Genomic DNA, 12,030 nt, shown 5'->3' on the forward strand with positions numbered 1-12,030 from the left:
CACCGCCAAATCGCGTGCGACACCCGCCGGCCCGGCGCTCCAAAAGGCCGCCGCGCCAAACCGCGCCCGAACCCGATCAGGCAAGCTCCTCGCGCACCAGATCCTGCACATGAGAGAATGCGCTTATGGTGGCCGCCTCCGCGCGGCGGTCCTCCTCGGGGGTCAACGCGATCGCATCGAGCGCTTCGGTGAAGCGGCGCCAGTGAAGGCCCCGCCCCTCGGGGTGTGCGGCGAGATGGCGGGCGCCGAAGCGCTCGGAGAGATCAAGCTTGATCGCCGCCTTCAGCAGAAACGCCGCCCCCATGTTGGAGCCCTCGACCACATAGAGCCAGCCGAGCGCCTCCGGCAGCGGCAGCGCGACCGCCGGATCGGCGACATCCGGGCGGGCGATGTCTGGGCGGGCGAGGCCGAGATCCAGAAGGTCGTTCTCCACGCGCGACAGCCGCTCGCGGCTGGCGAGGCCCGGCAGCAGCGCCTGGAACGCCGGCGCCGCATAAAGCGGTGCGACCCTCAGATGCAGCCGATATTGGAACCGTAGGAAGCGGGCGTAATTCTCCCGTTTGGCAAAGGGCGCCGCCTGCATCACGCTGTCATCCACGCGCTGGTGCAGCGCGCTGGAGGCCGCGCGAAACCGCAAGATCCGGCTGGGCGCCAGCACATCCCCATCAACGCTCATCGTCCGCACTCCATGACCTTGCGCTGGTTCAAGCCGCACGCGGCCGCCCGCGCGCGCGATTGGGAAAAGGCGTTCATTTCACGATCCTCGCGGGTGCATTCGCCGCCACGGCGCCGCCGCCGAAGCGGATCGTGAGGCCGCCCTTTACCGTGAGCCCGGCACTCGGAAGGAAGCTTTCGAACTGGGTGTATTGCTCGTTCAGCAGGTTCTCGACCGAGAGCTGCATCAGCACGTTTTCCGAGGGCTGATAGCCGAGATAGGCGCTGACCAGATTGAAGCTGGGCGACGGGTCATAGACCGAATTGGTCGGCAGATCCTCGGCCGTCTTGGCGGCAACCGCCGTCCAGCGCAGGGCGAGGCTGAGCTTGCGCTCAAGGAAGCGCAGGCCCACCGTGGAGGTGATCTGGTCCGGCGGCACCGAGGCCAGCGGTTGTCCGGCAGTGGGGCCGGCGGTCGCCTTGCCGCTGCTGGTCTGGCCGGAAAGGCCCGCGAACCAGATGCCGGCATCATAAGTGCCTTCGAACTCGAAACCTTCCAGCTGCGCCTCGGCGACATTCTGGTATTGCGCGAGCGAATAGGGATTTTGAAGCGCCGCCGGGCATCGCACAAAGGAGGGCAGCGTGACCAGGCAGGAGGCCGGGCCATAGGTCACGAGGTCGATATAGTTCTCGACATCGTTGCGATAAATGTTCGCCTTGATGCGGACCTTGTCCCCCTTGGTGAGCAGGTCGTCATACTTGATATTGACGCCAAGCTCCTTGTTCTTCCCGACTTCCGCCTGGAGGTTCGGATTTGGCACGAAGCTGAACGGCGCGGCGCCGCCGGGAAATACGGCGGGATGCGGCCCGGCGACCAGCGCTTCGGTCACGCTTGGGGCGCGGTAACCCTCGGCATAAGTGCCGTAAAAGGTGAACCATGGCAGCGGCGTGAGGCCGATCGTCAGCTTTGGCGAGAGATGATCGCCGCTATTGGTGGTGCCGTCGCCGCTCAGTTCGTAGCTGTCATAGCGCAGGCCGGCGATGGCCTGGAACCAGGTGGAATAGTTCGCCTGCCATTGCACGAACCCGCCACCGACCCCGCGCTCGCCCGACGGGTTGTAGCCGTCGCCGAAGCCGTAATTGTCGATGTTGCTGACGTCGTCATGGAAGTAATCGCCGCCGATGGTCACGGCATTGCGCACCACACCCAAATCGAAGCGGGACGTATTGTTCACATCGAAGCCCACCGTATCAATGGTGAAGCTGCGCGGATTGCCCACGGCCCCGGTGATGAGATTGGAACTGCCCGCGACCTTGGTCTGATCGAGGGCGACCTGGTTCCAATAGATGCTGCTGCGCCAATCAAACAGATTGTCGTCGGGGTTCGAATATTTCCAGCTCCCGGTCACCGTGCGGTTCGTCACGTCGGTGGCGTATTGCGTCGAGGTGGGCGTAACGACGCCATCGCTGGTGGTGTAACTGCTGTCGTAATTGAGCGCGGTCACCTTCACTTCATGGAAATCGGCGGGGCGCACCGTAACCTTCGCGATGCCGGTCCAGGTATCGTAGCCCGAATTCTGCACCACGTCGCCATTGCCGTCCTTATAGTCGGACTGGCTGCGATAGGTGCCGCCGGCGAATACATCCACATTCTGTCCGATATGCGTGGCCGCGAAGAGCGAGCCAAAGCCCATGGGGCCGTTGGAGCCGAATTCGGAATTGGCCTCCACACCCCAGGTATTGCCGGGCAGGATGATGTCATTCGCATCCTTGGTGCGCAGCGTCACCACGCCGCCGATCGCGCCCGAGCCGAAGATGTTGGAGACCGGACCGCGCACCACGTCCACGCCGGCGACAAGTCCAGGCTCCAGGAAGAAGCTGCCGGCCTGATTGGCATGGCCGAGCTGGGTGAAATCCTGGCGCGCGCCGTCCACGATCACGGCGACGCGGCCGAAATCCTGCAAGCCGCGGATATTGATCGAGGTGCCGGAGGAATTGGCGTTCTGGAGCGCGGTCGTTCCGGGCATGCCGGTGAAAAGATCCGACATGCGGCTCGCCATCAGTGGCTCCAGCTGGTCCTCGCGCAGCACGCTGACACCGGCCAGCGTGTCGATGGCGAGTTGCTCGGTCTTGGTCGCAACCACCGTGATGGTATCGAGCGCGAGCGCATCGTCCGGGCCCGGCTGCACGATCTGCACGGGCACGCCCGGGTGCGCGGCCTCGGAAACGGCTTGCGCCAGGGCGCCGGCTGAAGAGCCAAGGCCGGCGCAGGCGGACATCGCCGCAACCGCGACGCTGGACAACCAGGCGCGACGCAAAATGGCGCGCGTCCGCTCTCCCGCAAGGGTGCGAGTCATTTCAAAGCTCCTGAAAATTAGCTGCTGGCTACCACCCAAGCGGGCTTTGCGGGCTCCGGCGCGCAATCGGGCGCTTCCGTCCCGCCTAAGCACTCGCTTCCATATGGTCAAGTGGATTAGCTCTAATATTGCAATGTATACCAACATGGCGCATGAGCTTATTTGAATCTCGACATACCAAAATCCGCTGAAATTTGAATGATTAAAAATCTAATCCGCCAACAAGTTACGAATCTAAGGCACGAATGCAATGAATCGAATCACCAGTCAGGCCGCGAATCGAATGCGAGAAAAGAGAACTATATTTATACTAGCTCTAACTCTAATTTTCGCACCGCTCGGGCAAGGGGCCGCTGGCGCCGAAGCGCGATCGCCGGGTGAGCCGCAGGCGCGGCGTATTGTTTCCATCGGCGGTGCCGTCACCGAGATCCTGTTCGCCCTCGGGCTCGGCGACCGGGTCATCGCCGTCGACCAGACCAGCACGTATCCCGCCGCCGCACGTGCCCGGCCCAATGTGGGCTATGCGCGCACCCTCACACCGGAAGGCGTGCTTTCCGTCGGTCCGGACCTGATCCTCGCCATCGAAGGGTCTGGGCCGCCCGAGGCCCTCGCGGTGCTGAAGGCCGCCGCCGTGCCGGTGGTGATGATCCCGGACGGGCACGATGCGGCGGGGGTGATCCGCAAGGTGGAGGCGGTCTCCGCGGCGGTGGGGGCAAGCGAGGCGGGTGCCCGGCTCGCCGCCGCCCTCAAGGCTGATTTCGCGCAGGTGGCGGACGGCGTTGCGCATCTGCCGGGACGGCCGCGCGCGGCTTTCGTGCTCTCCGCTTCCGGCGGCACCGCCGTTGTGGGCGGGGCCGAGACCAGCGCCGACGCCATGTTGCGGCTGGCTGGCGCGCAGAACGCCCTGTCCGCCATCAGGGGCTACAAGCCCGCCGTGGATGAGGCCGCCTTCGCCGCGGATCCCGAAGCCGTGGTCGTGATGAGCGGAGCCGGCCAAGTGCTCACGGCACCCATGATCTTCGCGCTTCCGGCCTTCACCGGCACCACGGCAGCACGGGAGAACCGCTTCGTCGCGCTGCCCGGCTCCTATCTGCTGGGCTTTGGCCCGCGCACGCCGCAAGCGGTGCGTGATCTCGCCCTCGCATTGCGGCCCGGCGCGACGCTCGCGCCCCTGCCGCCGCGCCCCTGGGCAGGCGAGGCGATGCCATGAGCGCGCAGGCGCACCGCACCGGCGTGTCCGGCTCCGGTCTCTGGCCCGCGGGCGCCGGCCTCGTCGGCTTCGCGGCGCTGGCGCTTCTCGCCTTTCTCGCCGCACTCGCCCTGGGGCCGGTGACAATACCCCTCGGGCGGGTCGTCCAGGTGCTGCTCGATGGCATCGGCGGGCATCGCGAACAGGCGGGTGCGGGCCTGCGCGACACCGTCATCGTGCTGGATGTCCGCCTGCCGCGCGCGGTGCTCGGCGCGCTGGTGGGCGCAGGCACGGCCACGGCGGGCGCGATCATGCAGGGCGTGTTCCGCAATCCCCTGGCCGATCCTGGCCTCATCGGCGTTTCCCCCGGCGCGGCCTTGTCCGCCGTGGCCTGGATCGTACTCGGCGGCGCGGCGGCTGGCCTTCTTCCTGCGCAAGCGGGAAGCCTCGGCCTGCCGCTGGCCGCCTTCGCCGGCGGGCTCGCCACCACACTGCTGATCGCCCGCCTTGCCATGCGCGAGGGTCACACCTCCATGGCGACGCTCCTGTTCGCCGGGCTCGCGCTCGGCGCGCTGGCGAGCGCCGGCACGGGCGTCCTGGTTTTCATGGCGAGCGAACAGCAATCGCGCGAATTCCTGTTCTGGACCCTTGGCAGCCTCGGCGGCGCGACCTGGATGAAGGCGGGGCTGACGGCGCCGTTCGTGATGGTGCTGCTGGCCGCCGGGCCGTTCCTGGCGCGCGGGCTCGATGCCCTGGCTCTCGGCGAGGCGGAGGCCTTTCACCTGGGCCTGCGGGTGGAACGCCTGAAGCGCATCGCCCTGCTTCTGGTCGCGGCGGGTGTGGGGGCTTCGGTGGCGTCCGCCGGTGTGATCGGCTTCGTCGGCCTCGTGGTGCCGCATTTGGTGCGGCTGTCCATCGGGCCGGGCCATCGCGCCCTGCTGCCGGCCTGCGCCCTGCTGGGCGCCGCGGTCCTGCTCGGCGCCGACATCCTCGCGCGGCTGATCGCGGCGCCGGCGGAACTTCCACTCGGGGTGGTGACGGCATTGGTCGGCGCGCCCTTCTTCCTGTGGCTGCTGCGCCGCCGTTCGGCGATCGGGTGAAGCATGTACCAAGCGCACGATCTGACCTTGCACCTGCAGGGCAGGACCTTGCTCGAAGGCGTTCATCTCGCGGTGATACCCGGGGCGGTGACGGTGGTGGTTGGCCCCAACGGGGCCGGCAAATCCAGCCTGCTGAAGCTTTTGGCCGGCGAGCGTCGCCCCACGTCCGGGCGTGTGACGCTGGACGGCACCGACATCGGCACCCTCGCTCCCGCCCGTCTCGCACGCCGGCGCGCGGTGCTGCCGCAGGCCGCCGAGGTGGCGTTCGCCTTCAGCGTCGCCGAAGTGGTCGGCATCGGGCTTGGTGCCCATGGCACCAGGCGGGCGGGGGCGACAATCGAAGACCTGCTGGCGCGGGTGGACCTGCCCGGATTCAGCCAGCGGCGCTACGATTCCCTCTCCGGCGGCGAGCGCCAGCGGGTCCATCTCGCGCGGGTGCTCGGCCAGCTGGCCACGCAGGCAACCGGCGCGCCGCGCTATCTGCTTCTGGACGAACCCACCTCCAGCCTGGACCTGTCGCATCAATTGCTGGTGCTGCGGCTTTCCCGCGCCCATGCGGACTCGGGCGGCGGGGTGCTCGCGGTGCTGCATGACCTCAACCTCGCCGCCATGGTCGCCGACCATCTCGTCCTGCTCGCGGCGGGCCGGGTTCTGGCGGAAGGACCGCCGGCGCAGGTGCTCACCGATGCGGTCCTGGCGCGGGGGTTTGGCGTGAACGTGCGGGTCAACACGGTCCCTGCCGGCCCCTTCATCCTGCCGCAGAGCGTAGATGGCGAGCGGCGCGCCGACAGTCATTCTCCCGTTACGGGCACCGGGCTACGCATGATATGAATATCAAGGCTTTGCGACCTCCCTCCGGCCATTGCGCTGCGCAACGCGCGCGGCTCGGCCCGGGGCGTCGTGCAAAGCAGCACGAGATCCAGTCGGAGCAGGATTTGGCCCATTCCCCTTCCCCCGCAGCCGTGGTCGGCAGCGATCCGAAGAAGACGCCCGGCACGCTCCGCGAGGTGGTGCGCCAGTTCACGCCCAATTGGTTCACCGCGACCATGGGCACCGGCATCCTAGCCGTCGCGGTCAATCAGTTTCCGCTGTCCTTTCCCGGCCAGCATGAAATCGCAACCATGATCTGGTTGGCGAATATCGGGTTCTTCGCCATTTTCACAGCGCTCTATACGGCGCGCTGGATCCTGTACCCGGCTGAGGCTCGGCGCATCTTCGGCCATTCGGTGATGTCGATGTTCTTCGGCGCCATCCCGATGGGACTCGCCACAATCATCAACGGCTTCGTGGCCTTCGGCCTGCCCTTGTGGGGACCGGTTGCGATCGACATCGCGCTGGCGCTGTGGTGGATCGACGCCGCCCTGTCGATCGCCTGCGGCGTGTTGATCCCGTTCCTGATGTTCACCTGGCAGAACCACAGCATCGAGAAGATGACCGCCGTCTGGCTGCTGCCGATCGTCGCCGCGGAAGTCGCGGCCGCCACCGCCGGCCTGATCGTGCCCCATATTTCAGATCCCGAAGCGGCTTGGCGGCTGCTGATCCTCGCCTATGCGCTTTGGGCCTATTCGGTGCCGCTGGCCATGAGCATCCTGGTCATCCTGTTGCTGCGCCTGGTGCTCCACAAGCTGCCGCCGAAAGACATGGCGGCCTCCGGCTGGCTGTCGCTGGGCCCGATCGGCACTGGCGCGCTCGGGCTCCTGTTGCTGGGGGCGGCCGCGCCGCAGGTCTTCGCAGCCGTAGGCATGGCCGACATGGGCCATGTCGCGGCGGGCATCGGCCTCGTCGGCGGCGCCATCCTGTGGGGCTATGGGGCGTGGTGGTTCGCGCTCGCCGTGCTGACGACGATGCGCTATCTCGCCCAAGGGCTGCCTTTCAACATCGGCTGGTGGGGCTTCACCTTCCCGCTCGGCGTCTATGCGGTGGCGACGCTGGCGCTCGCCCGGCAGACCCATCTGAGCTTCCTGCTGGTGATCGGCGGCGCGCTGGCGATCTGCCTTATGATCCTGTGGGCGATCATCGCCTATCGCACCCTGCGGGGGGCCATCGACCGCAGCCTGTTCTTTTCACCGTGCCTATTGTCCGGTGCCATCCCCGCCGATTTCGAGGCCGACGTGGTCTGACGCGCCGGCGCGTCAGCCTGTTCGCTCCCCCTGCGACCCAGCCCGCGCTCGCGCGGCGCTTGCAGAGGTGCGCGATAACGCCTTAACTGCACGCCACGTGCGGGCCACAGAAGCCCGCCGAGAGGAAACGCAGGCGGAGTTAAGGCACACCGGGCATCGCCCGCCGTTGCGGTCGGCAGCTCCTTGCAGCGAAGCCCTTCGTGGCGAGGAAGACGGCGCACCGCTCAAGCCCTCCGCACCACCGGACGCGACGCATCGCGCGCCGTCCGGTCGACGTCGGGGAGGACGCATATGGAGCAGGGCGAGATTCGCGCAGCCTGGGAGACCTTCCAGGTCGAAGGTCGCAAGCCCCGCGGCATTCCTGCGGCTGTCGCAGCGTCGTGGGAACGCTCCCATGTGGCCGGGGTCGGGGCGGGCCGCACCGAGGCGCCGCTCGCCGGCGAACCCGAGATCTTCCGCCGCCGCAGCAGCAGTGCCGCCCTTCTGGCCGCCGCCCGGCCCGCGCTCCAGCGCTCGGGCGTGTTCCTCGCCGAAGCCGCCTCCATGATGATCCTTGCGGATCCGAGCGGCTTCATCGTCGAGACTGCCGGGGACCCGCGCGTGGTCGACACCGGACGCCGTAATCATTTGCAGACCGGCGGCAGCTGGGAGGAAGGCACCATCGGCACCAATGCCATCGGCACCGCCCTCGCCGACGGGCGCGCGATCCAGATCTGCGGGGCGGAGCATTATTGCGAGGACGTGCAGCGCTGGACCTGCGCGGCGGTGCCGGTTCGTCATCCGATCGACGGCGCCTTGCTGGGGGTGGTGGACATCTCCGGCCCGGCCGAATCCTTCCATCCCCAGAGCCTCGCGCTCGCCGTCGCCATCGGGCAGGAGATCGAGGCCTCGCTGGGCAAGACCGCCAAGATGGAGCACGAAATCCTGCTCCGTCATTTCGTCTCCAAGCGGTCCATCTGGCTCACCGAGCAGATGCTGGTGGTGGACCGGCACGGCTTTCTCGTGCACGCGGCGCAAAAGACCCTCGATGCCATCGGCCCGGAGAGCCTTGCGGCCGACATGCGCCGGATGATCGGGAGCGCCGGCCTGGAGGCATGGGAGGAGAATTGCCGGCGGCGCTTCCCCAATGCCAGCCTGGAGTTGGTGAAGCACGACAATGCCGTGGTCGGCTGCCTGCTCGTGATGCATGGCGGACGGCGCCGCGCCCTTCCCGCCCCGCCTCCCGCCTCGTCGGCCGCCGCCGAGGCGGTCGTGGGCTTCGACCAGATCATCGGCGAGAGCCTGGCTATCCGCGCGGTGCGCGAGCGCGCCCGCAAGCTCGCGGCGAACGCGCTGCCCATTCTCATTGAGGGCGAGACCGGGGTCGGCAAGGAATTGTTCGCCCGCGCCATCAAGGGGGCAAGCCCGGTGGCGCATGGCCCGTTCATGCCGGTGAATTGCGGGGGCATGGCCCGCGACCTCATCGCCAGCGAATTGTTCGGCTATGCGAAGGGCGCCTTCACCGGCGCCGACGAGCACGGGCGCGCCGGCAAGATCGAGAAGGCCGACGGGGGCACCTTGTGCCTGGATGAAATCGGCGAAATGCCGCTCGATCTGCAATCCTATCTGCTGCGCGTGCTGGAGGACGGGGTCGTCTATCGCGTGGGCGAGCACGAAGGGCGCCGCGTCAACATCCGCATCCTGGCCATGACCAATCGCGATCTGCTGGCGGAAGTGGAGGCGGGGCGGTTCCGCCGCGACCTGTATTATCGCATCGCCGCCGCGCGCCTGCGCATCCCTCCGCTGCGCGAGCGGCCCGAGGACATCGCCCCGCTGGCGGAGAAATTCGCGGCCGCCGCCGCCCGTCGCCTCGACCGCCCGGCGCCCGCCTTCTCGCAGGCGGCGCTTCAGGTAATGCAGGCCTATGGCTGGCCCGGCAACATCCGCGAATTGCGCAATGTCGTGGATACCATGGTGGCGCTCGCGGAAAGCGACCGGCTGGAGGACGAGGACCTGCCGCTGGAATTGCGCGCACCCGCGCCCCCAGGCGCGCCAGCTTTCACGGCCGAGGACGCCCCGCGCGTCCTTGCGCCCGCGATCCCCGCCGCCGACCTCAAGGCCGCCGAACGCGCGGCGATCCTCGCCCAGGTCCAGGCGTGTGGCGGCAATCTCACGGAGGCGGCGCGCCGGCTCGGCATCGCCCGCTCCACCCTTTATGTGCGGCTCGCGGAATATGGCGACGGTCGCGCGCCCAAGAGCTGAGGTGGGCGAACTGTTCGATGCCCGTGCGGCGCGCTCGGACGACAGTCCGGCTTTCGGACGCTCGCAGACGCAACACACCACCTGAGCGACCGCGGTAAGAGCTTGGCAGATTTCATTCTGCCCCTTGCAAGTAAAACTGGCACGTCTCCTGCGACCCTGCTCGATGCCCGGCTCACCAGAAGCCGGCTCGGACAGGAGGACACGCGTGAACATCCAGGCACGGCACGTCAGAAGCGTCCAGGTGCTCGGCATTGATGCCGGCGGCACCATGACCGACACTTTCTTCGTCGATTCCGATGGCGATTTCGTCGTCGGCAAGGCGCAGAGCACCCCGCAGAACGAGGCGCTCGGCCTCATCGCCTCGAGCGAGGACGGCCTCGGCAGCTGGGGCCTCTCGCTCGCCGAGGGCCTCCAAGGCCTCCAGACCGGCGTCTATTCCGGCACCGCCATGCTCAACCGCGTGGTCCAGCGCAAGGGGCTCAAATGCGGCCTCATCGTCAATGCGGGGATGGAGGACTTCCACCGCATGGGCCGGGCGATCCAATGCTATCTCGGCTATGCGTATGAGGATCGCATCCACCTCAACACCCATCGCTACGATCCCCCGCTGGTGCCGCGCAATCTGACGCGCGGCGTCGCCGAGCGCATCGACATGTTCGGCAAGGTGGTGATCCCGCTGCGCGAGGACACCGCCCGCGCCGCGGCCCGCGACCTGATCGCGGCGGATGTGGAGGGCATCGTCATCAGCCTGCTGCACTCCTACAAGAACCCGGCGCACGAGCGGCGCGTGCGCGATATCGTCACCGAGGAAATCGCCAAGAGCGGCAAGAAGATCCCCGTATTCGCCTCGGCCGATTATTATCCGGTGCGCAAGGAAACCCACCGCACCAACACCACCATATTGGAAGGCTATGCGGCCGAGCCCTCGCGGCAGACGTTGAAGAAGATCTCAGACGCCTTCAAGGATCACGGCACCAAGTTCGACTTCCGCGTCATGGCCACCCATGGCGGGACCATCTCCTGGAAGGCCAAGGAGCTGGCCCGCACCATCGTCTCCGGCCCCATCGGCGGCGTCATCGGCGCGAAATACCTCGGCGAGGTGCTTGGCTACAACAATATCGCCTGTTCCGACATCGGCGGCACCTCGTTCGACGTGGCGCTCATCACCCAGGGTGAGCTGACGATCAAGAACGACCCGGACATGGCCCGCCTCGTCCTGTCGCTGCCGCTGGTGGCCATGGACAGCGTGGGCGCCGGCGCCGGCTCCTTCATCCGTCTCGATCCCTACACCAAGGCCATCAAGCTCGGCCCGGATTCGGCCGGCTACCGAGTGGGCGTGTGCTGGAAGGAGAGCGGCATCGAGACCGTGACCATCTCCGACTGCCACATGGTGCTGGGTTATCTGAACCCGGACAATTTCCTCGGCGGCGCGGTGAAGCTGGACCGCCAGCGTTCGGTGGACGCCATCAAGGCGCAGATCGCCGATCCGCTCGGCCTCTCGGTGGAGGACGCGGCGGCGGGCGTGATCGAATTGCTCGATTCCGACCTGCGCGATTACTTGCGTTCGATGATCTCGGCCAAGGGCTACAGCCCGGCGAGCTTCGTGTGCTTCTCCTACGGTGGCGCCGGCCCGGTGCACACCTATGGCTATACGGAAGGGCTCGGCTTCGAGGATGTGATCGTGCCCGCCTGGGCCGCCGGCTTCTCCGCCTTCGGCTGCGCGGCGGCGGACTTCGAATATCGCTACGACAAGTCCCTCGACATCAACCTTGCCCCCGATGCGCCCGACGCCTTGTGCGAGGCCGCCTCCAAGACGCTCCAGGGGGCCTGGGACGAACTCACCCACAATGTGCTGGAGGAGTTCAAGCTCAATGGCTACGACGCCGACCAGGTGACGCTCCAGCCCGGCTACCGCATGCAATATCGCGGGCAGCTCAACGACCTGGAGATCGAATCGCCCCTGCCCGCCGCCGCCAGCGCGGAGGATTGGGCTAAGCTGGTGGACGCCTTCAACGCCACCTATGGCCGCGTCTACGCCGCCTCCGCCCGCTCGCCGGAACTCGGCTATTCGGTCACCGGGGCGATCATGCGCGGGTCGGTGCCGATTCAGAAGCCGAAGATCCCCAAGGAGCCGCTGGAGGGCGAAACCGCGCCCGCAGACGCGTTCCTCGGCACCCGCAAATTCTATCGCAAGAAGCGCTGGGTGGATGCGCAGCTGTATCGCATGGAGAGTCTGCGCCCCGGCAATCGCATCGCCGGCCCGGCCATCATCGAATCCGACGCCACCACCTTCGTGGTGCCCGACGGCTTCGAAACCTTCCTCGACGGCCACCGCCTCTTCCACCTCAAGGAAGTCTGAGCCCCGCCCG

8 protein-coding genes are annotated in these 12,030 nt (G+C 67.2%); 6 read left to right on the forward strand and 2 right to left on the reverse strand.

What is annotated here, in order from left to right:
- Nucleotides 1–76: 76 nt before the first annotated feature.
- Together V5F78_RS19445 and V5F78_RS19450 are read right to left on the reverse strand one after the other, a co-directional pair.
- Nucleotides 77–676 carry a biliverdin-producing heme oxygenase gene (locus tag V5F78_RS19445; protein WP_394070267.1) on the reverse strand — a complete coding sequence of 200 codons (600 nt, stop codon included), beginning with the start codon at nucleotides 674–676 and terminating at the stop codon, nucleotides 77–79.
- 73 nt (nucleotides 677–749) lie between these two features.
- Nucleotides 750–3,011, reverse strand: coding sequence for a TonB-dependent hemoglobin/transferrin/lactoferrin family receptor (locus V5F78_RS19450; RefSeq protein ID WP_394070269.1), 2,262 nt, complete (start codon nucleotides 3,009–3,011; stop codon nucleotides 750–752).
- A gap of 283 nt (nucleotides 3,012–3,294) precedes the next feature.
- On the opposite strand from V5F78_RS19450, the gene V5F78_RS19455 reads away from it, so the two are divergent.
- The 6 genes from V5F78_RS19455 to V5F78_RS19480 all read left to right on the forward strand — a co-directional run bounded on the left by V5F78_RS19455 (nucleotide 3,295) and on the right by V5F78_RS19480 (nucleotide 12,020).
- Nucleotides 3,295–4,221: a heme/hemin ABC transporter substrate-binding protein gene (locus V5F78_RS19455; RefSeq protein WP_394070271.1), complete on the forward strand. Its 927-nt coding sequence runs from the start codon at nucleotides 3,295–3,297 to the stop codon at nucleotides 4,219–4,221.
- Nucleotides 4,218–5,300, forward strand: a complete 1,083-nt coding sequence (locus tag V5F78_RS19460; protein WP_394070273.1) for a FecCD family ABC transporter permease — start codon at nucleotides 4,218–4,220, stop codon at nucleotides 5,298–5,300. Before V5F78_RS19455 ends, V5F78_RS19460 begins: the two co-directional genes overlap by 4 nt.
- Before the next feature lie 3 nt (nucleotides 5,301–5,303).
- Nucleotides 5,304–6,131: a heme ABC transporter ATP-binding protein gene (locus tag V5F78_RS19465; RefSeq protein WP_394070275.1), complete on the forward strand. Its 828-nt coding sequence runs from the start codon at nucleotides 5,304–5,306 to the stop codon at nucleotides 6,129–6,131.
- A gap of 104 nt (nucleotides 6,132–6,235) precedes the next feature.
- Complete coding sequence (locus V5F78_RS19470) at nucleotides 6,236–7,420, forward strand: TDT family transporter (protein WP_394070276.1); 1,185 nt, start codon at nucleotides 6,236–6,238, stop codon at nucleotides 7,418–7,420.
- Nucleotides 7,421–7,711: 291 nt separating this feature from the next.
- On the forward strand, nucleotides 7,712–9,661 hold the full coding sequence (locus V5F78_RS19475; protein ID WP_394070278.1) for a sigma-54-dependent Fis family transcriptional regulator: 1,950 nt from the start codon (nucleotides 7,712–7,714) through the stop codon (nucleotides 9,659–9,661).
- 205 nt (nucleotides 9,662–9,866) lie between these two features.
- Nucleotides 9,867–12,020 carry a hydantoinase/oxoprolinase family protein gene (locus V5F78_RS19480; RefSeq protein ID WP_394070279.1) on the forward strand — a complete coding sequence of 718 codons (2,154 nt, stop codon included), beginning with the start codon at nucleotides 9,867–9,869 and terminating at the stop codon, nucleotides 12,018–12,020.
- Nucleotides 12,021–12,030 lie beyond the last annotated feature (10 nt).

It is taken from the genome of Roseixanthobacter glucoisosaccharinicivorans (genome assembly GCF_043195095.2).
GTDB lineage: Bacteria > Pseudomonadota > Alphaproteobacteria > Rhizobiales > Xanthobacteraceae > NCEH01.